At 33.4% G+C, this 21,930-nt stretch carries 23 protein-coding genes; 9 read left to right on the top strand and 14 right to left on the bottom strand.

All coding sequences use genetic code 11. From position 1 onward, the window contains the following. Nucleotides 1–164: 164 nt before the first annotated feature. From APR43_RS17280 to APR43_RS17300, 5 genes are all read left to right on the top strand, one after another. Nucleotides 165–1,088 (top strand): DMT family transporter, encoded by a 924-nt coding sequence (locus APR43_RS17280; protein ID WP_053473155.1) that lies wholly within the window; start codon nt 165–167, stop codon nt 1,086–1,088. 205 nt (nt 1,089–1,293) lie between these two features. Further along, the gene (locus APR43_RS17285) at nt 1,294–1,959 is read left to right on the top strand and encodes an SCO family protein (RefSeq protein WP_053473156.1); all 666 of its coding nucleotides are present in this window, start codon (nt 1,294–1,296) and stop codon (nt 1,957–1,959) included. Between the two features lie 104 nt (nt 1,960–2,063). Then, the gene (locus APR43_RS17290; protein WP_053473157.1) at nt 2,064–2,303 is read left to right on the top strand and encodes a ferrous iron transport protein A; all 240 of its coding nucleotides are present in this window, start codon (nt 2,064–2,066) and stop codon (nt 2,301–2,303) included. Further along, nucleotides 2,303–4,402, top strand: coding sequence for a ferrous iron transport protein B (gene feoB / locus APR43_RS17295; protein ID WP_053473158.1), 2,100 nt, complete (start codon nt 2,303–2,305; stop codon nt 4,400–4,402). Before APR43_RS17290 ends, feoB begins: the two co-directional genes overlap by 1 nt. Before the next feature lie 6 nt (nt 4,403–4,408). Beyond that, nucleotides 4,409–4,531 (top strand): FeoB-associated Cys-rich membrane protein, encoded by a 123-nt coding sequence (locus APR43_RS17300; protein ID WP_073486019.1) that lies wholly within the window; start codon nt 4,409–4,411, stop codon nt 4,529–4,531. A 468-nt stretch (nt 4,532–4,999) separates the two neighbouring features. Here APR43_RS17300 and APR43_RS17305 read toward each other — a convergent pair whose 3' ends face one another. From APR43_RS17305 to APR43_RS17315, 3 genes are all read right to left on the bottom strand, one after another. After that, entirely contained in the window at nt 5,000–5,653 is a 654-nt protein-coding gene (locus APR43_RS17305) for an HD domain-containing protein (RefSeq protein ID WP_053473159.1), read from the bottom strand. 206 nt (nt 5,654–5,859) lie between these two features. Beyond that, on the bottom strand, nt 5,860–6,852 hold the full coding sequence (locus APR43_RS17310) for an acyl-ACP desaturase (RefSeq protein WP_053473160.1): 993 nt from the start codon (nt 6,850–6,852) through the stop codon (nt 5,860–5,862). A gap of 45 nt (nt 6,853–6,897) precedes the next feature. After that, nucleotides 6,898–7,644 (bottom strand): lysophospholipid acyltransferase family protein, encoded by a 747-nt coding sequence (locus APR43_RS17315; protein WP_053473161.1) that lies wholly within the window; start codon nt 7,642–7,644, stop codon nt 6,898–6,900. Between the two features lie 126 nt (nt 7,645–7,770). Here APR43_RS17315 and rnpA point away from each other — a divergent pair, with 126 nt between their 5' ends. The 4 genes from rnpA to APR43_RS17335 all read left to right on the top strand — a co-directional run bounded on the left by rnpA (nt 7,771) and on the right by APR43_RS17335 (nt 11,528). Further along, complete coding sequence (gene rnpA, locus APR43_RS17320; protein WP_053473162.1) at nt 7,771–8,175, top strand: ribonuclease P protein component; 405 nt, start codon at nt 7,771–7,773, stop codon at nt 8,173–8,175. A gap of 80 nt (nt 8,176–8,255) precedes the next feature. Beyond that, the gene (locus APR43_RS17325) at nt 8,256–9,080 is read left to right on the top strand and encodes a DUF4349 domain-containing protein (protein WP_053473163.1); all 825 of its coding nucleotides are present in this window, start codon (nt 8,256–8,258) and stop codon (nt 9,078–9,080) included. A 2-nt stretch (nt 9,081–9,082) separates the two neighbouring features. Continuing rightward, nucleotides 9,083–10,720, top strand: a complete 1,638-nt coding sequence (locus APR43_RS17330) for a S41 family peptidase (RefSeq protein WP_053473164.1) — start codon at nt 9,083–9,085, stop codon at nt 10,718–10,720. Between the two features lie 4 nt (nt 10,721–10,724). Then, complete coding sequence (locus APR43_RS17335) at nt 10,725–11,528, top strand: OmpA family protein (protein WP_053473165.1); 804 nt, start codon at nt 10,725–10,727, stop codon at nt 11,526–11,528. Nucleotides 11,529–11,680: 152 nt separating this feature from the next. On the opposite strand, the gene APR43_RS17340 is transcribed toward APR43_RS17335, so the two are convergent. The 11 genes from APR43_RS17340 to APR43_RS17390 form a co-directional block, all read right to left on the bottom strand. Further along, complete coding sequence (locus APR43_RS17340; protein WP_053473166.1) at nt 11,681–12,127, bottom strand: GNAT family N-acetyltransferase; 447 nt, start codon at nt 12,125–12,127, stop codon at nt 11,681–11,683. Between the two features lie 234 nt (nt 12,128–12,361). Beyond that, nucleotides 12,362–13,003 carry a DUF1579 domain-containing protein gene (locus APR43_RS17345; protein ID WP_053474375.1) on the bottom strand — a complete coding sequence of 214 codons (642 nt, stop codon included), beginning with the start codon at nt 13,001–13,003 and terminating at the stop codon, nt 12,362–12,364. A gap of 249 nt (nt 13,004–13,252) precedes the next feature. Continuing rightward, complete coding sequence (locus APR43_RS17350; protein ID WP_053474374.1) at nt 13,253–14,221, bottom strand: DUF4837 family protein; 969 nt, start codon at nt 14,219–14,221, stop codon at nt 13,253–13,255. A 46-nt stretch (nt 14,222–14,267) separates the two neighbouring features. Beyond that, entirely contained in the window at nt 14,268–16,121 is a 1,854-nt protein-coding gene (locus APR43_RS17355) for a LysM peptidoglycan-binding domain-containing protein (RefSeq protein ID WP_053474373.1), read from the bottom strand. 110 nt (nt 16,122–16,231) lie between these two features. Beyond that, a complete protein-coding gene (locus tag APR43_RS17360) occupies nt 16,232–17,419 on the bottom strand; it encodes a phosphoglycerate kinase (protein WP_053474372.1) in 1,188 nt (395 codons plus the stop codon). Between the two features lie 275 nt (nt 17,420–17,694). Further along, nucleotides 17,695–18,099 (bottom strand): helix-turn-helix domain-containing protein, encoded by a 405-nt coding sequence (locus APR43_RS17365; RefSeq protein ID WP_053474371.1) that lies wholly within the window; start codon nt 18,097–18,099, stop codon nt 17,695–17,697. Between the two features lie 175 nt (nt 18,100–18,274). Then, nucleotides 18,275–18,781: a hypothetical protein gene (locus tag APR43_RS17370; RefSeq protein WP_053474370.1), complete on the bottom strand. Its 507-nt coding sequence runs from the start codon at nt 18,779–18,781 to the stop codon at nt 18,275–18,277. Continuing rightward, nucleotides 18,782–19,480, bottom strand: a complete 699-nt coding sequence (locus APR43_RS17375) for a hypothetical protein (RefSeq protein ID WP_053474369.1) — start codon at nt 19,478–19,480, stop codon at nt 18,782–18,784. A gap of 16 nt (nt 19,481–19,496) precedes the next feature. Next, the gene (locus APR43_RS17380; RefSeq protein ID WP_053474368.1) at nt 19,497–20,249 is read right to left on the bottom strand and encodes an intradiol ring-cleavage dioxygenase; all 753 of its coding nucleotides are present in this window, start codon (nt 20,247–20,249) and stop codon (nt 19,497–19,499) included. 168 nt (nt 20,250–20,417) lie between these two features. Further along, nucleotides 20,418–21,107 carry a LytR/AlgR family response regulator transcription factor gene (locus tag APR43_RS17385; protein WP_053474367.1) on the bottom strand — a complete coding sequence of 230 codons (690 nt, stop codon included), beginning with the start codon at nt 21,105–21,107 and terminating at the stop codon, nt 20,418–20,420. Then, a complete protein-coding gene (locus tag APR43_RS17390) occupies nt 21,104–21,886 on the bottom strand; it encodes a sensor histidine kinase (RefSeq protein WP_053474366.1) in 783 nt (260 codons plus the stop codon). The genes APR43_RS17385 and APR43_RS17390 overlap by 4 nt, the downstream gene beginning before the upstream one ends. Nucleotides 21,887–21,930 lie beyond the last annotated feature (44 nt).

Here is a 21,930-nt window from a genome sequence, read left to right on the forward strand (position 1 = left end):
TAAAATTTGTAACTCTATGTTAAAATTTATGCAATAATAATGTGTAAGTATTCTTCCATAACATTTTAATGGAAACCATCGATTATTTTCATGAATTAAAAGCCTGTTTTTCACTGTTTATTGAAATTGTTTTTGGAATATTTGTTTAAAGATTTAAAGTCAAAATGAGAGCAAAAATTCAGAATGCCGTTTCAGGAAAAATTGAAGCAATTGGTTTACCCATTATGGCTTTATGCTGGGTAAGTTTTTTTTGGGGAACAACGTGGTTAGCTTCAAAAGAAGGTGTCAAGCATATGCCGGCATTGCAATTGGCAACAATTCGTCAGTTTTTGGGCGGACTGATTTATGTGGGCTATTTTTTGCTGAAAAAAGAGCCTTGGCCAAAAGGAAAACAATGGCGTACGATTCTTGTTTTGAGTTTTTTGAATTTTGTTTGCAGCAACGGATTGAGTACCTGGGGCGTGAAATATATGACAAGCGGATTGGGTGCCATCATCAGTGCTCTTTTCCCAATTTGGATTATTATCATTAATTTTTTTAATGGGGAACGAATTGCAAAAATGGCTTTGTTTGGAATCTTAATCAGCTTTGGAGGAATTTGTATTATTTTCATCGATTATATTGCTGACTTCCTAAGACCTGATTTTCAGTTCGGGATTATTTTAATGACGGCTTCAACAATTACGTGGGCTTTTGGAATTTTACAAACCAAGAAAAAAGCAGCTAGTTTTAATCCGTATTTTAGTTTGGGACTGCAGATGTTGATTTCAAGTGTGTTTCTTTTTGGAATTACAGAAGCAACGGGAGTTAATATTCCGCTGAGCGAAATTCCTTCAGAGTCCTGGTGGGCAATTGGATATTTGGTAATTATTGGTTCGGTTTTAACTTTCATTGCTTTTATTTATACGCTGCAGCATCTTCCAACAGAAATCAGCAGTATTTATGTTTACATTAATCCAATTGTTGCGATGATTTTGGGTTCGATTATTTTTGGCGAAACGCTTACGCAGGCTATTGCCATTGGTTCGGCCGTAACTTTAACGGGATTGTATATGGTGAATAAATCTATTCGAAAACCTAAAAATTAATCTCGCAAAGTCGCAGAGACGCAAAGTTTTTATTTAAGTTTAAAGATCGTTGATCTTTAATACGCTTGGCAAACTTAAAACGCAAAGCTTAAAAAATTTAACTCTGCGACTCTGCGACTTTGCGAGATTAAAAAAACCTGTTAAAAAGCGTCATAATTATCCCTTTTAAAATGCTCTTTTCGTATTTTTGCGCCAAATTATTTTTATGAAATCGCTTCTTTATAAATACCGCAAATTCTTCATTGTATTAATTGTATTTTCTGTAGTCACTATATCTTTATTTTATTCGGCTTTAAAGCCACAAAAAACACTTCCAATTTATAATCCTGCCGATGTAAATCCGGAATTGGTTGACAGTACGATTCAATACAAAAGTAAATACCACACCATTGCCGATTTTTCGTTCATAAACCAAAACGGAGATACCATTACCCAGAAAAATTACGAAGGAAAAATTTATGTTGCCGATTTCTTCTTTACAACCTGCGGATCAATCTGCCCAAAAATGTCAACCAATCTTGTTGAAGTTCAAAAAGCAGTTTTAAACAATCCAAAAGTAATGCTGCTTTCTCACACTGTTTTTCCAGAAGTTGACAGCGTTTCTGTTTTAAAAGCTTATGCAGTAAAATACGGAGTTGTAGACAGCAAGTGGAATTTGGTTACCGGAGATAAAAAAGAGATTTACACTATGGCCAGAAAATCTTACCTGGCTGTTAAGTTGGGTCGTCCAGATCAACTATATGATATGGTACATACTGAGAATTTTGTTTTAGTGGATCAAAAAAGACGCGTTCGCGGATTTTATGACGGAACAAAAAAGGAAGATATCACAAGATTACTGGAAGACATAGATTTCTTATCAAAAGAGTAAAATACCTTATTTTTAGAAAGATTTAGCATTTTCAAACCTTATTATTACCATGGGGTAAAGATTTATTGCCTATTTTTGCAATCTAAATTCAATCTAAATAAGCTTTGCAAAATACTATCCATACCTTGAAAAAAGGCGATAAAGCCATTATCAAAGATTTTGATATCGATTTGATTCCTTTAAAATTACTAGAGATGGGTTGTTTGCCGGGCAGCATGGTCGAATTACTTCAAATTGCTCCTTTTGGAGATCCTTTATATTTAGATATTAATGGTTCGCATGTTGCTATTCGTGTTGAAACTGCTCGTGAAATTGAAGTTGAACTTTTACAAAACAATTTATAATGAGCGTTCAGAATATCAATGTTGCCCTTATTGGAAATCCTAACGTAGGTAAAACTTCTGTTTTTAATCAGCTTACGGGTTTAAATCAACAAGTTGGGAATTATCCCGGAATCACGGTTGAGAAAAAAATCGGATTTTGTAAATTACCTCATAACGTAAAAGCCAATATTCTGGATTTACCCGGAACGTATAGTCTGAACGCAAGTTCGATGGACGAGAGCGTGGTAATTGAACTTTTGCTAAACAAAAACGACAAATTATATCCTGATGTTGCTGTTGTAGTAACCGATGTTGAAAATCTGAAAAGAAACTTACTGATTTTTACGCAGATAAAAGATCTTGAAATTCCAACGATCTTGGTTATCAATATGTCTGACCGTATGGCGAGCAAAGGAATTTCTTTGGATATTCCGCTTTTAGAAGAAAAACTAAAAACCAAAATTGCTTTAGTAAGTTCCCGTAAAGGTTTAGGAATTGAGGAATTAAAGGAATTAATTGTTTCTTATAAAACCGTTCCGCACGAACCTTGCTTAAATGCATCAGTAATTGATCCTGACTATTTTCAAAAACTGCAGCATGCATTTCCGAATCAATTGATGTACAAATTATGGCTTGTAATTACACAGGATGTCAATTTTTCGAATTTAGACCGAAATGAAATCCGAAATACCTTTACCAAATCACATTCAGAATTAAAACGCTTGCAGCAAAAAGAAACCATCAAAAGATATCAGTTTATAAATGATGTTTTAAAAGAAGGTTTAAAAATTGATACTGAAGCGGCAACAGATTTCAGGGCCAGACTGGATCGTGTTTTAACGCACAAGTTTTGGGGTTATGCAATTTTCCTTGGAATTTTATTTATCATTTTCCAGTCTATTTTCAGCTGGTCAACCATTCCTATGGATTTTATTGACGCGACTTTTGCTTCGTTTAGCAGCTGGACTGCAAAAGAATTACCAAGCGGTATTTTAACCGATTTACTTTCGCAGGGAATTATTCCGGGAATTGGCGGTGTTATTATTTTTATTCCGCAGATTGCTTTCTTGTTTTTGTTCATTTCTATTCTTGAAGAAAGCGGTTATATGAGCCGTGTTGTTTTCCTGATGGATAAAATCATGCGCAAATTCGGGCTTTCGGGAAAAAGCGTTGTGCCTTTAATTTCAGGAACTGCGTGCGCGATTCCGGCGATTATGGCGACGCGAAATATCGAAAACTGGAAAGAACGCCTTATTACGATCTTGGTAACGCCATTCACGACTTGTTCTGCAAGATTACCAGTTTATGCGATTATGATTTCGTTAGTGATTCCGAATAAACGAGTTCTGGGATTCTTAAATTTACAAGGGCTGTCATTGATGTTATTGTATTTACTGGGATTTGTAACGGCAATAATCTCGGCCTATATTTTAAATAAAGTTTTAAAACTGGATTCAAAAACGTATTTCGTTGTTGAAATGCCAAGTTATAAATTACCGCTTTTCAAGAATGTTGGAATCAACGTTGTCGAAAAAACCAAAGCTTTTGTTTTGGGCGCGGGTAAAATCATCTTAGCAATATCCGTTATTTTATGGTTTTTGGCTTCTTTCGGACCTGGAAAAGAATTTAACGATGCCGAAAACATCGTAAAAGGAAGATTTGCCAATACAACTTTAAATCAAGTTCAGTTTGAAAATGAAGTGGCTTCTCAAAAAATAGAGAATTCTTATATCGGGATTATGGGTAAAACTATTGAGCCTGTAATTTCTCCACTTGGTTACGATTGGAAAATCGGTATTGCGATTATCAGCTCGTTTGCCGCACGTGAGGTTTTAGTGGGAACACTGGCTACTATTTATAGTGTTGGAGACAGCGATAATGAATCGACAATTAAGAGTAAAATGCAGAAAGAGGTTAATCCTGAAACGGGAGAAAAAATCTTTAATTTTGCTTCTGGAATTTCATTGTTGTTGTTTTATGCTTTTGCAATGCAGTGTGCCAGTACTTTAGCCATTACAAAAAAAGAAACAAATTCATGGAAGTGGCCCGTAATGCAGCTTTTCTTTATGACTGGGCTTGCTTATATTACCGCGCTTTTAGCGTATCAATTTTTAAAGTAAAATGTTATGATACAAGAAATTATAGCTTTTGTCATATTATTTATCGCCGTTGGCTTTTTGATTAGAAAATTCTTTTGGAAATCTAAAAAGAAAAAAGACTGTGGTGATGGCAATTGCGGATGTTCGTGATTTAAGTTACTAAGGTGCTGAGATTCTAAGATGCTAAGTTTTTTATGCTCTAAGTTACTGAGATACTAAGCTTCTAAGTTTTCTTATTTCACAGAGTTTCACTCAAATAAACATAAAGCTTCACAGAGATTTTAAAATCTTTGTGAAGCTTTTTTTATGCTCTACAAGTCTTCTGACAAGGAAAATACCCTTTTTTGATGTTTAAAAAACTTTTATGGCTTAGTTATCGATACAGGGCAAATTAATTTTGCAAAATAAAATTCAAATAAAATGACAAAGTTCGAAAAAAATGAAATCGTGAGAGATAATAGAGTTACCAGATTATTATGGTTTTCTTTTGGATTCTTGTGTGCTTTCGGAATAATGTGCCTTTTAAAATCTAAAATTTAAAACAGTATAAAAAGTTTTCAGTATTCAGTCACAGTTTTCAGTTTATATGAATGTAAACTGCGACTGAGAACTGTAAACTCACTTAATCCCCTCCCATTCTGCATAAAACTGCGACAGGAATAATTCCATAAAATGATGTCTTTCGGCGGCGATTTGTTTTCCTTTTTCGGTATTCATTTTGTCTTTTAAGAGCAAAAGCTTTTCGTAAAAGTGATTTATTGTTGGTGCATTGTTCTTTTTATATTCCTCTTTTGTCATATTCGTTACCGGAGCAATTTCAGGATCATATAAGGCTCTGTTTTTAAATCCGCCATAATTGAATGCTCTTGCAACTCCAATTGCGCCAATTGCATCTAAACGATCGGCATCCTGAACAATATCTAATTCTACAGAAGAAAACTTCTTTTCGAAATTTCCGCCTTTATAAGATATGTTTTCGATAATGTTTACCACATGTTGAATAATCTCTTCTGAAACGTTATGTGATTCTAAAAACAAACGGGCAGTTTTTGGGCCAATCGTTTCATCTCCGTCATGAAATTTACTATCGGCAATATCATGAAGCAATGCTCCTAATTCTACAACTGTTTTATCACAATCGGTATCTTTTGCAATTAAAAGTGCATTTTTATAAACTCGTTCGATATGAAACCAGTCGTGTCCGCCTTCGGCATCGTTTAGTTTCTCTTTTACAAATGCAATGGTTTTATTTATAAGTTCAGGATTACTCATATTGTATTTTGGTTTGTGGTGAAATGGCCCGCGGATTTTACAGATTCAACGGATTTGTGCTGGTGTTTTTTATGGTTTAAATAAAAAATGTTGATTGTTAAAGGTTTTAAACTTCAACAATCAACAATATATTTTAAATGTCAATGTCAAAAATCAATTGCAATTACAATATCAATCTAAAATCTACATTCTTAAATCTAAAATTTTTACAATCTAGCAGGTTCAACCCATTTAAAGATGTGTGATTCTTGTGGAATTACAATTCTTTCAGAGATTCTAGCCATACGAGCTGGTAATTTCATTAAGTAATCACGTGCTTTTTCAGCTTCATCAGTTAAGTTCGTGATTTTATCGATTTCCCATTTGTTGATTAGTTTCTGCATAATATCAACGTAGTCATTTGCTGTGTAAACTCCAATACGTTGTGCAGAATCAGAAAACTGTTCAAAAGCAGTGCTTATCTTTTGACCTGATTCTCTTAAGAAATGAGCAGGCATAACGATTTTTTGTTTCATCATGTATTGAAACGCCAACATCATTTCGCTTGGATCAACTTGAAAAATTCTCGTTACAAATTCGCTATATGCATGGTGATGACGCATTTCGTCACCTGCAATCATTTTACACATTTTAGACAATTTGTTATCACCAAATTTTTTCGCGATCTGCGCTACTCTATTGTGTGAAACATAAGTTGCTAATTCCTGAAAACTAGTGTATACAAAGTTTTTGTACGGGTCAGTTCCAGTTCCAATATCAAAACCGTCGTTGATTAAATGCTGCGTTGTCATTTCGATTTCACGCATATTAACACGACCAGACAAATACAAGTATTTATTTAAAAGATCTCCGTGACGGTTTTCTTCACCAGTCCATTGTCTGATCCATTTCGACCAACCATTTCCGCCGTTCTCAATCTGATCTATTCCTTCTACATCCATTAACCAGGACTCATATGTTGGAAGCGCCTCTTCGGTAATGGTATCACCAACAAGCGTTACCCAAAAATCGTATGGTAATTCTTTAGCAATTTCACGTAGTTCCTTTACCTCCTCAAAGAAATTTTCTCCTTCAGAATTAGGCAGGAAATCTGACGGCTGCCAAATTTTTTCCACCGGAATTAAATACTGTTCAACGAAGCTGTCAACGTTTTTTTCTAAAAACTGCATCACTTCTAATCTAATGTTTTTTATAGACATTACTTATTTTAAATTTGGGATTTATATTTTAGCTCGGACTAAAACTTAATCCTGTTTATACTCGTTTACTCCTTCAACAACCGCTTTTTCTGTTAATGCCATTAATTCGGCAAAATCATAATCTTTTACTGCCATCGCTTTGTGTGCCGTAAAAGTTAAGTGGTTTCCTAAACCAACCGGAAACATACCGTAACGAACCATCTTCCATGAATTATTAATACTTACCGGAACAACGTATGCAGATGGTGCATATTTGCATAGAATTTTTAAACCGCTTTGGGCAAATTCTTTAGGTTTTCCCGTTTTACTGCGGGTTCCTTCCGGGAAGATTACAGCAGATCTAGTGTTTTTTTCTATATATTCAGACAAGCCTTTGATTACTGGAATCGCTTGTTTAGGGTCTTTACGGTCAATTAAAACAGAACCTCCGTGGCGTAAATTAAAAGATACACTCGGAATTCCGCTTCCTAACTCCTTCTTACTTACAAATTTACAATGAAAACGTCTAAAGTACCAAATCATTGTCACGATATCGTACATACTTTGATGATTCGCTACAAAAATGATTGGAACTCCTTTCGGAATTGTATCAACGCCTGTAACTTTATAAGTTGTACCCACTAAACGCGTACAGCTTAAAAGACAAAAATTTAAATAATCAACACTTTTTTTGTGAGCCTGATAACCAAAAAGATTAAGGCAGATCCATTGTATTGGGTGAAAAACAGCCAAACACAATCCAAAACATAAATAAAAAATTACGGAGATTGGATATGAGATTATCTTTTGCATGCTTGAAAAAATTTGAGGTCAAAAGTAGTAAATATATTTTTAGCGTTAGAAAATTTGAAAACAATAACCGTTTTTATGGTTTAATTGTACCTTTGCCCTTAAAATTGCAAATTTTTTCTGAATTAAATGAACTTTACATACCCTAAAAATGAACGCTTAAAGAGCAAAACCACGATTGGATTACTTTTTTCTGAAGGGAAATCGGTTTCAAAATATCCGCTGCGTTTGGTTTACCGTCAAGCGGAAGCTGCATATCAGGGTAATACAAAAGTGGGTGTTTCTGTTTCTAAGAAATACTTTAAAAAAGCAGTCGACAGAAATTATTTCAAAAGAGTCCTAAGAGAAACTTATAGACTCAATAAACATTTGCTGCTGGATCATTTAAATCAGCCGTATTCTTTCATGCTTTTTTACCAGACAAAAGACAGATTATCTTACGAAGAAATCAATACCAAAACGATTCAATTGTTTGAGAAATTTGTACAGCAGTTAAACAAAACTCCCGATTCTGAAATCAAAAAGGATTTATAAAGCTTCAAAGACAACTTTGTACTCTAAATCAGATAAAAAATTATAAAAAAATTGTAGTTTTAGCACTAAATTGAAATTTTATGCGATACATTTTCTTTTTATCTGTAATTTTTTGTGTTCTTTCTGGATGCAGCAAAAGTGAAGTTGCTAATGAAGAACAAGTAGCTTCGATTAGTGCTATAAAATTAGCTCCAAAAAAATATGAATCAGGCGGTTCAGATAAAAATCTAGATGGTTCTTCAACTCAAATTGAACAAAAAATCATCAAACAAGCATCGCTTCGATTTGAAACCAATGATTTAGAAGAAACGTACAAACAGATTCAAACAGCGGTTAAACAAAGTCAGGGAAAAGTTCAAAGTGATTCTGAAGGAAAAGACTATGGCACGCTTTATCGAAATATAACGATTAGAGTTCCAAGTCAGAATTTTGACAATTTTATCAATACAATTTCAAAAGGCGTTGCTTATTTTGAGAGAAAAGAAATTACGGCAGAAGATGTTACCGAACAATATATCGACTTAACGACAAGATTAAAAAATAAAAGAAAACTCGAAGAACGTTATCTTCAAATATTACAGAAAGCCACAAAAATTAGTGAAATCTTAGAAATCGAAAAACAGATTTCGATTATCCGCGAAGAAATTGAAGCGAAAGAAGGCCAATTAAAATATTTAGAAAGCAGGGTTTCTGAAAGTACGGTTACAATTGAGTTTTTTAAAAACCTGCCGGAACAGGAAGCCATGCAATTATCATACGGATCAAAAATCTGGACCGCTATTAAATCAGGATTTTTTAGTTTGTCGAGTTTCTTTATATCGATTATCAGCATTTGGCCGTTTATAATTATAATTTGTGTATTAGCCTATTTTATTAGAAAGAGAATTAAAAGAAAAAAACCATAGTCATGTATCCTTATTTCAAGAAGAGATTTATCATACCAACTGTTGCGGCAGGATTATTATTTATTGGAACCAGTTTCAAAGAGGACTTTTTTGAAATTGCCAAACAAATTGAAATCTTCACAACGTTGTTTAAAGCCGTAAACACAAATTATGTAGACGAAACAAATCCGGGTGATTTAATGGATAAAGCCATTAAAAGCATGTTGGGAAGTTTAGATCCTTACACCGTTTACTTTAACGAGCAGGATGTTGTAAATTTCAAAATCAACAATACGGGAGAATATACCGGAATTGGTGCTATGATTGCACGCAAAAAAGACCGTTTAATTGTGCGCGAACCGTATAAAAATTATCCTGCAGATAAAGCCGGACTAAAAGCAGGTGATGAAATCATTCAAATTGGTGATGTTTTGATTGCTGATTTTAAAGATGATGCTTCGCAATTATTGAAAGGAACTAAAAACACTAAAATTGCTATAAAATATCTTCGTCAGGGAAAAACTTTTACAACTGAATTGGTTTTGGATGAAGTGGATATTAAATCGGTTCCGTTTTATGGAAAGATTGATGAGAAAACGGGTTATATTGTTTTGGCACATTTTAGCAGAAAGGCTTCCGCCGAAGTTAAAGATGCTTTGGAAAAACTGAAAGCTGACGGCGCAAAACAAATCGTCTTAGATTTAAGAGGAAACCCGGGCGGACTTTTGAATGAAGCGATTGATATTTGTAATTTATTTGTTCCAAAAAATGAAGTTATTGTAACGACGAAATCAAGAATCGAAAAACACAACAATACGTATAAAACGACTAAAGAACCGATTGATACCGAGATTCCGCTTGCTATTTTGGTTAACGGAAGAAGTGCTTCGGCATCTGAAATTGTTTCCGGAGCTTTGCAGGATTTAGATCGCGCTGTGATTTTAGGAAGCCGTAGTTTTGGAAAAGGTTTGGTGCAACGTTCTGTTGACCTGACTTACGGAACGCAGTTGAAAGTTACAATTTCGCGTTACTACACGCCATCTGGTCGTTGTATACAAGCGCTTGATTATGCACATAAAGACAAAAACGGAGTTGCCCAAAAAACAGATTCTAAAAACTTTAATGCTTTTAAAACCCGAAAAGGAAGAACAGTTTATGACGGCGGTGGAGTTTTACCAGACATTGAGTTAGAAGAAGCCAAAATGAGCCCTATTACAAGCGCTCTTTTGAAAAATGACGGAATATTTGATTACGCCACTACTTACTATTATAAAAATCCAAATTTAGGCGATAAAATCCCTGTGGTTTCAGATACTGATTATAGTGCTTTCAAACAATATTTGAAAACAAACAAAATTAGTTTTGATACAGAAACAGAAGTTGCCTTGAAAAATACTTTGGCTGCAGCCAAAACTGAAAAAATTGACGAAACGATTGCTCCGGAATATCAACAATTATTAGCCGCATTAGAGAGAAGTGAAAATACTTTGCTGGATAAAAACCAAAAAGAAATTCGTGGTTTAATTCAGGAAGAGCTTATCAAAAGATACCAATACCAAGAAGGTTTGTATCAGTTTTATATTAAGAACAATTCAGAGATTAAAAGAGCAGTAAACGTATTAAATAATCAGACTGAATATAAAACGATTTTAAAAATGTAGAAAAATGAAACTTTCCCGGGTCCTGTTTTTGTTTATTATTTACAATCTATCGGCACAGCAGAAACCAATCGAAACAGTTTATTTTGATTTCGACAAGTATGATCTTACTGAACCGCAAAGCAGAGTTGTAAATAATTTTATCAAATCAATAGACACCGCGAAAGTCGAATCTATACAAATCTACGGTTACTGTGACGACCGCGGCACAGACGACTACAATTTTAAACTATCTCATGACAGGGTTAATACCATTCAAAACTTATTGCTTTCCTTTGGTTTTAAAGAAAGTAAAATTGTTATTCTTGAAGGGAAAGGCCGCGTTGTAGTTCGGCCAGATACTGTTGAGAATTTATACGAAACACGATTACGCAATCGGCGGGTTGATTTGATTGTGGTAAAACGAAATAGTTTTGGAAAAGAAGTTTATTCTTCTTTTAAAGATAAATTAAAAGTTGGCGATAAAATATATCTTGAAAACATATTGTTTGATATGGGAAGTGCCAGACTGACTAATAATTCAAAAAAGGAATTGGATAAGATTTCTGTTATACTTCAAAAACAAAAAAACATACAGTTCGAAATAAGAGGTCACGTTTGCTGTACACCACAAATTTACAGTGACGCAATTGACAAAGACACGAAAGAAAGGAAACTTTCCTGGAACCGGGCGAAAACAGTTTTTTACTATTTAAGTTCTAAGAAAGTTTCTAAAAACAGAATGCGTTATCAAGGCTGCGGAAACAAATTTCCTTTAAAAAGAGGTGATATTTATGATCGCCGCGTTGAATTTTTGATTACGAAAATTTAAGTTTTTTTGCTACGAAGGCGCTAAAGCGCAAAGTTTTTTACTTAAAGTTTTACTCTAAACTATGTTGTTAATTATTTCTCTTAAAGCTTATTATAATTTAGTGAAAGATTAAAAACTAATATTGCAACATTGTGTCGTTATTCTTTTTGTGCTTATCCGCGAATCATTTCTATATGTTCAATATCATCTTCAAGATACATTTCACTTGATTGGACAAAACCATGACTTTCGTAAAATTTCTTTAAATATAATTGTGCTCCAATTGTAATTTGATCTTTTCCAAAATTGGATTTTATTGCCGCAATTGCTTCACGCATTAAATCGTTTCCCCATTTTTTATCACGATAATTGGCATCAACAATTACTCTTCCTATTGAGGCATTGTCGAAACTAATTCCGGCATCGAATAAACGAGAGTAGGCAACAACTTTACCGTCATATTCTCCAATTAAGTGTAAAGCTTTCTTGTCTTTGCCGTCAATGTCTAAATAAACGCAGTTTTGCTCTACTACAAAGATTTCACTTCTTAGTTTAAGTAAATCATATAGTTCGTTTACAGTTAATGCCTCAAATGGCTTTATTTTCCATTTTAATTCCATTTTGTATATCTCTTTAATTTTAATAATCCTAAAAACAAAATTACGTCAAATATTATCAAATAGAAATCCCGATTATAAAACTATAATCGGGATTTACTAAAAAGATACTTTGCTATTCCTGCAAGGTTTCCAAAACCTTGTAGGTATTTAATCTTTATTATCTATTTTATTACTTTGTCAATTACACCTACAAGGTTTTGGAAACCTTGCAGGAGTGCAAACTGCTTTACTTTATCATTTTTTCTTCATGACAATTTCCATGCTTTTATATTCAGCACCTTCTTTGACATCAAACATTTCCATTTTGCGGGTTGTCGCATCTACAATAGTATAGATTTCTCTGTAAGGTGCTTTTTTTCCTGTTACCGGATTTACTACTTCACCTTTAAATTCCATACTTTTTTTTCCTTCATCATATTTTCCCGTGGCAACCATCATTCCGGTTCCCATATTGTCGATAAAAGTTGTGGTGTATTCTTTACTCGCGTTGTTATAGGCTAATGTACTTTTTCCTTCAAATGGTGCTCCCATAATTTTTCCAACATAATTACTTTCCTGATAACGTCCGCCAAGAATCATTTTGATAGTCGCAACTGATGTTGATTTTTCTGGTTTTCCGTTTGGTTCGTGCCAAAAAGTCATTTCACAATTCCACGTTCCAACTTCGTCTGTCATTAATTTGTGCGGTGCGCCCGGAGTTGAATACGCTTGCCAGGCTTTCATTTGTGACGCAGAATCTACTGGTGCTTCGGCTGCTGGTTCTTCAGTTTTAATACTGTCCAAATCTTTTGGCGTATCAACTTCGGTTTTTACTTCTTTTTTACAAGAGATAAAACATAATGCAATAATTACTAATGTTGTGGTTACCTTTTTCATAAGTATTTGTTTTTATGTTTGTTATAAAAACAAAAGTAAGAAAAATAATAACTAGAGTTGTTTCAGGTTTGAAGTTTCAGGTTTCAGGTTATGCTGTGTGGTTTTTAGCGCAAAGTTCGCTAAGGTTACGCAAAGAAACGCAAAGTTGTTTTTTAAGAACCTGACTTAAATTATCTTATATAACTTATATGGTTTTAATATTCGTTTAGAAAACTTGAAACTTGAAACCTGAAACTTGAAACAAACTTTTTATCGTTTATCTATTTTCACAGATTTAATGATGGCTTCGAGATCGAACATTAAGTCGCGTTCTTGGTTTGAGGGTGAATAGCAGAATCCTTCGATAACCAGTATTCGGTTATAGACTGGATCTACAATTGCGTAGTTAATGAAAGGTCCGGCCATGAAGTCATTTTTCAGTTCCCATGTTCCTTTGGTTTCGAAGGCTTCTTTTCCGTCTAATGAAGTATTCGAAAAATAAGGTGCATACGCTTCTCCGGTAATCATTCGGGTTTTTGGTTCTCTGCCTTTGATGTAGTAACCAATTGAGTCGCGCATTTTTATTATATTTCCCACTATATTTCCACGGGTTTTAAAGTTGTGCAGCGGAATCTGGTATATTAATAAACTGGTGTTTCCACTAATAATATCTTTTTTAAGCCAGATAAAATTCTTTTTGTGAAGCATATATTCATATCCGGTTGGAATCTGGATATCAATATGGAATTTGTTTTTGATAACAGCCGGATTTAAAAGTGAAGCACTGTTGTCTTCCTGAATTTTCTCGATTTCGGCATCGCGAATCATTTTGATGATTTGTGCCGAATTCAATTCGATACTGCAAATAATGTCATCAACAGATTTTCCGTAAATACGAAAAGTGTTGTGCGGCAATGATTTATTGTGGGTTATTTCAAACTTATCTACAGCTGATTTTTTAACAACGATAATGCTTCGGCTGTCGGTTACAAATCCTTCGAGAAGTTTGGCAGGATATTGATTGATTGTAAATAAAGGTTCTTCCTGAGTTAAACCCAGAACTGGCGATGCAAATTTATTTCGGATACTGTCGCCAACTTCTCCATACCATAACTGATCGTCGATGATGATGGAAATTGTATTTGTTTTTCCGGAAACAGGTTCTTCTTGTTTATCTGTTTTTAAACAAGAAATCAATAGAAACGGAAGTATTATAAATAAAAAATGGGTTTTATTCATTTTCTTAATTTATGAAATAAAACCCAAATTTAAATAAGATTTTTTATTATCCGTTTATTTTAAGTTTCATTCCGGGTTTTATATCTTCATCTTTAATACCATTCCATTTTTTAATATCTGAAATTGTTACTCCAGGATATTTTTTAGAAATACTGTATAAAGAATCACCTTTTTTAACGTAATAATCTTCCGCAGCAGTTTTTGCTGAAGGCGCTTTCTTTTTGAAAGAGTCAACAGAAGTAGAAGCAATAGCAGTAGAAACCGGTTCGTGGATCTCTGTAACTATTTTAGAAACTACTAATGTTTTTCCTAAACCAATATTATTAGAGCTAAGATCATTTAACTCTTTTAAGTCCGCAATAGTCGTACCGAATTTTTTAGCAATGCTTCCTAAATTGTCTCCGGCCAATACAACGTACTCTACAGTTTGTATTGAAACTTTATCATTATCTTCTGCAGAAGCAACTGCTTCTTCTGTATTTTTCTCTACAGCAGGTAATACTTTCGGCTCTTTAATAACTTTGGCAGAAGTATCAACATCTGATTTAATTTTTAAAGATTTTCCTAACGCAATTGCATTTGATTTAAGGTTATTCCATTTTTTTAGATCTGAAATATTCACATTATACTTATCCGCAATACTGCCTAAGTTATCTCCTTTTTGAACTTTATAGAACTGAATATCTTTAATCTCTTTATCTTTAGACACTTCCAGAGATTTGGTATCTCTAACCGGTTTTCCTTTTGGAGCAATTTTCATTGCTAAACGTGTTGGAATAGTTCTGTTTTCTGATTCGTGTTTTACGTAAGCATAAATCTTGTCTTCATTTGAAACAAAGGTTGCGATTTTGTCTTTTGGTAACCGAAGGAAATTTTGTTCGCCTTGGTAAGCCGGTACAACATTTAATTTATAAGATGGATTTAAAAGCTGTAACTGTGATTGCGGCATGTCTAGCAAATCAGCAATTTGTTTAAAAGACATTTGATTTTTAACCGCTACAGTATCTGTTTCAAAGTTTTTAATAACAGCTCTTTCCGGATTGATTCCGTGTTCTTTGTGATATTCAAAAAGATACATTGTAGCATAAAATGCCGGAACATAACCTTGGGTTTCTTTTGGAAGGTAATTACGAATATCCCAGTAACCAGTTTTTCCGCCAGAACGACGAATTGCTTTAGTTACATTTCCAGGACCTGAATTATAAGAAGCTAAAACAAGTTCCCAGTCATTAAAGACATTGAACATTTTTGTCATGTAATTTGAACAAGCAGCAGTAGCTTTAAGAGGATCACTTCTTTCATCAATATAAGAATCGATTTTTAAAGCGTATTGTTTTCCGGTTCCGTACATAAACTGCCAAAGTCCGGTAGCGCCCATTTGAGAAACTGCTTTAGGGTTTAAAGCAGATTCTACAACGGCCAAATATTTTATTTCCAACGGGATTTTTTCTTTAGCGAAAGTTTCCTCGAATATTGGAAAGTAGTATTCTGATAAAGCCATTAATCGAGAAAACGATTTTTTTCGATTCTTAAGAAATGACTTTATTATATTTTCTAATCCTTGATTGTATTCAATTTCAAAAGGCGATTTTGCATTCATTGCCGCCAAACGCTGCTTAAGCAGTTCTGTTGGTAATTCTTCATCAACCGTAACGTCCTTGTTAATGGTTTGAATATCTTTTGTCAAATCATCGTAGATATCTAAACTTACTAACTCATTCATCCAAAGGCTGTCAACTTTTGTTGCCAGATCATCTTTCTTGAATGTGCTTTTGATAGAATCTAAATAAGACAGCTTTACTTCGGGCTTAATTTCTCTTGATACTTCTGCAGTTTCCTGCGAGAACATCGATAGAGAAAACAATACGGTTACCGCTAATGATATTTTCTTTACAATCATATAACATTTTTTTAAAATTCTATAAATCAACCCATTATAGAATCATTATTTTTGCAAACTTAAAAAGTTTAAGGCTTAAATATACGCAAAAAAATGTTAATTGTGATTTTTTAGTCTAAAATTGCAGCAATTCCAGGTAAAACTTTGCCTTCTAACATTTCAAGCATTGCGCCTCCACCAGTAGAAACATAACTCATTTTGTCTTCAAAACCGAATTGTTTTACTGCTGCAACAGAATCCCCTCCTCCAACTAGAGAAAATGCTCCTTTTTCAGTTGCTTCTGCAATATAATCTCCTAATGCAATTGTTCCTTTAGAGAATGTTTCCATTTCAAAAACTCCTAATGGGCCGTTCCAAAGAATAGTTTTTGATTCTAAAATTACTTTTTTGAAGTTTTCTAATGATTTTGGACCTGCGTCAAGACCTTGCCATCCATCAGGAATTGCTGTTACGTCTACAACTTGTGTGTTTGCTGAATTTGAGAAATCATCTGCAGCAATTACATCAACAGGAATATGAATTTGAACATTTTTTTCTTTTGCTAATCTTAAAATTTCAAGTGCTAAATCTAATTTATCATCTTCGCAGATTGAATCTCCTACTTTTCCGCCTTGAGCTTTAATAAATGTAAAAGTCATACCGCCGCCAATAATCATGTGGTCAACTTTGTCTAAGATATTTTCGATAACGGTAATTTTAGAAGAAACTTTAGAACCACCTAAAACTGCTGTTACTGGCTTTTCGCTATTTTTAAGTACTTTGTTTAAACTGTCAATTTCTTTTGCCAATAAAGTTCCAAATGTTTTATCGTTTGGAAAAAACTGTGCAATAATTGTTGTTGAAGCATGCGCTCTGTGTGCAGTTCCAAAAGCGTCGTTTACATAAATATCACCAAGTGAAGCTAATTCTTTTGCGAAAGCAACATCTCCAGCTTCTTCTTCTGCGTGAAAACGTAAATTTTCAAGTAATAAAACTTCTCCAGGCTGTAAGTTTTTAGCAGCTGTTTGAGCTGGTTCCCCAACGCAGTTTTCAGCAAACTTAACTTGTACTCCTAAAATTTCAGAAGCTGTTTTTAAAATATGTTTTAAAGAGTATTTTTCTTCAGCTCCTTTTGGTCTTCCTAAATGCGACATTAAGATTACACTTCCACCTTGAGCTAAAATAGTATCGATAGTTGGTTTTGCAGCTTCAATACGTGTCGTATCAGTTACATTAAAATTCTCATCCAAAGGCACGTTAAAGTCTACACGGATAATTGCTTTTTTATTTTTAAAGTCGAAATCGTTTAAAGTTTTCATTTGATATTTTTTTTAGTTTTTTTAGAAAGAAAAACAAATATAGGACTTTTAAAGTACTAATAAATTCGGATAAACTAAAAAAGAGACAACAAAAAGAACGAAAACGTTATAAATTCACAAATAAATTGGTTTATTAAGGATTAAAAACAATTATCGATAGTAATTTGATACCTGATGAAATGAAAAAACCTTTTCTGTTAACAGAAAAGGTTAATCTATTTGGATTAAAAAGTCGTTTATTTCTAAATCGTTTTAAACTCGGAGAGAATAAGAGTTTATTTAATTAATTTTTCAAGCCTCAACATCATTTCATCTTTCTCTTTCAACATACGCTCATATAACGCAATTTTTTCTTCATGAAGTGAAATCAATTTTTCAATTGGATGAATATTAATTGTTCCGTAATTAAATGAATTACTAAAAGCGTGCTCTCCAAAAGTATTAGAAATAATATTCACCGCTTGTTCTTCATCAAAATTTTTAAAAGCTTCAACAGGAATATTCAGAACTGCAGAGATCTGTTTAAGCAGGTTGTCTTCAATTACATCTTTTTGTTCTAACAAAGAAATCTTCTTTTGATTCCAGTCTTCTCCCAGATCATAAGCTAATCCTTCCTGTTTTATGTTAAGCATTTCTCTGAAACGTTTTACATTTCTTCCCTGATGAATTTTCTGTTCCATAATGAGTGTCATTTTTCTGAAGGCTCAAAGATAAAGCCATTTCGATTAAAAGCCCGAATTTCAAAGATAAAAAATATCCTGCAAAAATCCATTTTATAAAAAACCCTTTTCTGTTAACAGAAAAACAGAAAAGGTAAAAAATGAATTAGATTATTTTTTGTTTTTGGATCTTGAATTAGTCTTCTGTTTGAATGAAACAAATAGACAAATTATGCTGAACGGGAAACATTAACGTTTCATATTCGTTTGTGTTTTCGGTATTTTTTGAAACGAGATAATTGCCTTCGATAATTCCGAAGTAGTTTAATAAAGGCGAATAAAATGTGATTCCGATTTTATGTTTTGATGTATCTGTAATGTCTGTATTGATAATATCCAACTGATAATTGATAAAAGGAAAATAGTTATTTCCCAAAATATCTGTTACACGGTGGAAATTTCCTTTTAACTGCTCTACATAACCGCTGGCAGCGATTCCGGTTAGAAAATGCAGTTGATTTGCTTTTTCATTTTCACTTAATAATTCTCTAAATGTATTTTTTGGATTTGATGCCGAATTAAACTGCTGAGACTGCATTTGGTATTCTTTGAAAGTATCTTCAAAAACATATTTATCCCAAAGCAAAGTCGATGAGCTGTCTATTACTATACGATAAGCGAGTTTTATTTTCGTTATTTTCATTTAATTTGAATTTAGAGGAACTTCAATTACAAGCAACATCGCATTTTGTGACAACGATTCCCATTCTATAGTTTCGGTTTTTTGGATAGCTAAACCATCTTTTGCTTCCAGAAGTCGGTTTTCGATTTCAAAAGCTCCGTTAATTACGAAAACAAAAACGCCATTATTGGTATTCTTTAAAGTAAAAGTTCCTTCTTTTCTTCCGTCATAAATGCCAATAAATCCAAAAGCATTTCCAATTTCAAATAATGAATTCAGTTTATTATGTGTACTTAAGTCGAATTTATATTGCTGAAAATCATTTTTAAGATCTTCTTTTTCCATTTGAAATTCAAATTCTAAATAACTCACATTTTCCTTTTCGTATGGATTAAAAATTTCAACGGTTAATTCTTCAAATGTTTTCAGAATTCTAATTTGCTCTACATGCAAAAATTCCTCATTACCGATATTATCTTTAAATTCTATTCCGCCAAATAAAGGCAGGATGATCACATTTGTGTTTGGGTTTACAAATCGAGTAATACTTTGTTGGGGAGCTAATATTACTTCATTTAAAACTTTTAAAGATCCGAATGCGTAACGGGATAAATCTTGGTAATGTTCAAAATTAAAAGTCGAGAAGCAGTTGTGTTTTTCTGAATTAGAAAACCCTCTTGAATCTGACTTGTAAATTTGTGCCGGAATTTGAGCTATCATAAATTATAATTTGAAATTATCCTGCAACGTTAATGGTGTGAGTTAAAACAAAACCTTCATTAACGCTTCCTGTTATTGTACCTAATTCATTTGCAACAGAATCTGAAAAGACGTTGTCTGAAGCATTATAGGTGTAACCAGACATTCCTTTTGTATAACCATTTGTACTCGATGCGTTTACTAAAGCAACGGCACTGTTTGTTCCTTCGGGAAAAGCAATTTGTGTTACGAGTAATGAAGTTCCGCTGGCGTTATAAATGTGAACGTGAATATGAGTTGCTCTTCCTGAATACCAGCCCGGAAAGATTGAGGTAAAAGTTACCAAACCATTAGCATTGGTAGTTTGTCTTCCTCTTAAAAAGTGAGCGGTTGTGTAATTTACAGATTGCATTGAAGTTCCACCGTATTCTGAATAATAACCGTCTTTGTCGCAGTGCCAAATATCTACAATGGCATCTTTTAATACGGCACAGCTTGCATTTGTATTTTTTATGCTAATTTTTATGGTGAAAGCTACGCCAGTTCTGTCCATTGTAATATCTGATTTTACTAAAGAAGATGGTGTAATGGTTGGAAATGGCCCAGCAGTTTCTGAAGCTGTAACTGAACAATCACCTGAAGATGAACCTGAACCAGAAGATGAATCTGTATTAGTTGAAGAATTTGATGAACCATCATCATTATCCTGACTACATGAGTTTATGATGGGAATTGCTAATGAACCAATTCCTATTAAACCTAAACCTCTTAAAAACTCTTTTCTTTTCATTGCTTTTTCGTTTAAATGTTATTTTAATTGAATGAATAACAGTTGTTTTCAAGTAAAATTATTCGAAATAAAAGCGTTGTAAAAAGTTTGAGGTAAAGGTTATAATTTATGAGGTGAACGAATGAATATTAATTTTTTGTAGTAAAAATCTTTAACAAATAAAAGGTGTTATTTTTGATCAAAAAGTTTTGAAAAAGCTTCTTCGTAACTGACACTGATTGGAATTTCGGCTTGACCGATGAAAATTATCTTATTTCTTATTTTAGAGATTTTAGAAATAGGAATAATAAAAGAACGATGAACTCTTAGGAATTCGGTTTCTGGCAATTTCTGGAGAATTGCTTTTAAGGTCATTCGCGCGACAACTGTTTTTTGGTTTTGGATGTGGATTTTTAAATAATCGTCTAAACCTTCTATATATAAAATATCTGAAAACAGAATTTTAATCAAACTATAATCGGCACGAATAAAAAGATATTGCTGTTTGATGTTTTGGTTTTGCAGTTTCCATTGTGAAAAGGCTTTTTCGGCCGCTTGTTGAAATCGGGAAAGCGAAATTGGTTTTAACAGATAATCGGTTGCGCTGAGCGTAAAGCCTTCAACGGCAAATTCAGAATAAGCTGTTGTAAAAATTACCATTGTTTTATGCGGAAGCTTTTTGTAGAAGTCTAAACCGGAAATGGACGGCATATTGATATCGAGAAACAATAAATCGACAGGATATTTTTTTAAGTATTTGAATGCTTCATCAGATTTCGTGAAAGTCTTGTTCAGTTCTATGTAATCAATTGTATCACATAAACTCTGAAGAATTTCTAATGCCAATGGCTCGTCATCTAATGCTATTGCTTTTATCATCGTATTTTAACGTTCAAGTTTACAATGTATTTTTCTGCTGAATCTTCGATTTTTAAGTGGTGCTTATTAGGATATACTAACTTCAATCTTTCGATTGTATTGTGAAGTCCAATTCCTGAATCTGATTGTATCGAAAATGTCTTTTTATTAGAAACGTATAAACTTAGTGTTTCATCATCGATATCAATTTTGATACAAATCTCGGAAGTCAGATCTGGATTTACTCCGTATTTGAATGCATTTTCAATAAATGAAATCAAAATGAGCGGTGTTATGACTTTTCCAAAAGTGTTTCCGGTTACATTATAATCTACGTTTACTGTGTTTCCTAAACGTGTTTTTTGAAGTGAAATGAAATTGTTGATGTAATTGATTTCCTTGTTTAATTCAATAACCTCATCGTTTGAATTGGTCATTATATAACGCATTAACTCCGACAGCTGAACTACGGCGTCTGCCGTTTTATCGTCTTTTTTTAAGGCCAATGCGTAAATGCTGTTTAGTGTGTTGAACAAAAAATGCGGATTTATCTGGGCTTTTAAAAAAGCTAATTCTGATTTTACTTTTTCTTTTTCAACATTTTGCAATCTTCCTGAAATGGCGAAAAGCAAACTTGAAACTACGCCAATTAAATAAACAAGTGTTGTGTGTCCGTATTGTGTTGGCGGACCTCCGTTGAACTCAAAAGGCATTGGCTCGTTTCTGTGCGGCGGTGGAAATCTCCCTTCAAATGGTTTGGGGTGAATTGGTAATTTTCCGGAATGATATTCAAAATCCAAAAAGTTTCGGCTTGGATGATCCAAAACGGTAGATATCCAAAGAA

Origin of the sequence: Flavobacterium sp. NLM, assembly GCF_002210235.1 — a bacterium.
Lineage (GTDB): Bacteria > Bacteroidota > Bacteroidia > Flavobacteriales > Flavobacteriaceae > Flavobacterium > Flavobacterium panici.

Coding starts and splice junctions, on each gene's coding strand:
- APR43_RS17280 (WP_053473155.1), top strand. CDS start 165: ATGAGAGCAAAAATTCAGAATGCCGTTTCAGGAAAAATTGAAGCAATT.
- APR43_RS17285 (WP_053473156.1), top strand. CDS start 1,294: ATGAAATCGCTTCTTTATAAATACCGCAAATTCTTCATTGTATTAATT.
- feoB (WP_053473158.1), top strand. CDS start 2,303: ATGAGCGTTCAGAATATCAATGTTGCCCTTATTGGAAATCCTAACGTA.
- APR43_RS17300 (WP_073486019.1), top strand. CDS start 4,409: ATGATACAAGAAATTATAGCTTTTGTCATATTATTTATCGCCGTTGGC.
- APR43_RS17305 (WP_053473159.1), bottom strand. CDS start 5,653: ATGAGTAATCCTGAACTTATAAATAAAACCATTGCATTTGTAAAAGAG.
- APR43_RS17310 (WP_053473160.1), bottom strand. CDS start 6,852: ATGTCTATAAAAAACATTAGATTAGAAGTGATGCAGTTTTTAGAAAAA.
- APR43_RS17315 (WP_053473161.1), bottom strand. CDS start 7,644: ATGCAAAAGATAATCTCATATCCAATCTCCGTAATTTTTTATTTATGT.
- rnpA (WP_053473162.1), top strand. CDS start 7,771: ATGAACTTTACATACCCTAAAAATGAACGCTTAAAGAGCAAAACCACG.
- APR43_RS17325 (WP_053473163.1), top strand. CDS start 8,256: ATGCGATACATTTTCTTTTTATCTGTAATTTTTTGTGTTCTTTCTGGA.
- APR43_RS17330 (WP_053473164.1), top strand. CDS start 9,083: ATGTATCCTTATTTCAAGAAGAGATTTATCATACCAACTGTTGCGGCA.
- APR43_RS17335 (WP_053473165.1), top strand. CDS start 10,725: ATGAAACTTTCCCGGGTCCTGTTTTTGTTTATTATTTACAATCTATCG.
- APR43_RS17340 (WP_053473166.1), bottom strand. CDS start 12,127: ATGGAATTAAAATGGAAAATAAAGCCATTTGAGGCATTAACTGTAAAC.
- APR43_RS17345 (WP_053474375.1), bottom strand. CDS start 13,003: ATGAAAAAGGTAACCACAACATTAGTAATTATTGCATTATGTTTTATC.
- APR43_RS17350 (WP_053474374.1), bottom strand. CDS start 14,221: ATGAATAAAACCCATTTTTTATTTATAATACTTCCGTTTCTATTGATT.
- APR43_RS17355 (WP_053474373.1), bottom strand. CDS start 16,121: ATGATTGTAAAGAAAATATCATTAGCGGTAACCGTATTGTTTTCTCTA.
- APR43_RS17360 (WP_053474372.1), bottom strand. CDS start 17,419: ATGAAAACTTTAAACGATTTCGACTTTAAAAATAAAAAAGCAATTATC.
- APR43_RS17365 (WP_053474371.1), bottom strand. CDS start 18,099: ATGGAACAGAAAATTCATCAGGGAAGAAATGTAAAACGTTTCAGAGAA.
- APR43_RS17370 (WP_053474370.1), bottom strand. CDS start 18,781: ATGAAAATAACGAAAATAAAACTCGCTTATCGTATAGTAATAGACAGC.
- APR43_RS17375 (WP_053474369.1), bottom strand. CDS start 19,480: ATGATAGCTCAAATTCCGGCACAAATTTACAAGTCAGATTCAAGAGGG.
- APR43_RS17380 (WP_053474368.1), bottom strand. CDS start 20,249: ATGAAAAGAAAAGAGTTTTTAAGAGGTTTAGGTTTAATAGGAATTGGT.
- APR43_RS17385 (WP_053474367.1), bottom strand. CDS start 21,107: ATGATAAAAGCAATAGCATTAGATGACGAGCCATTGGCATTAGAAATT.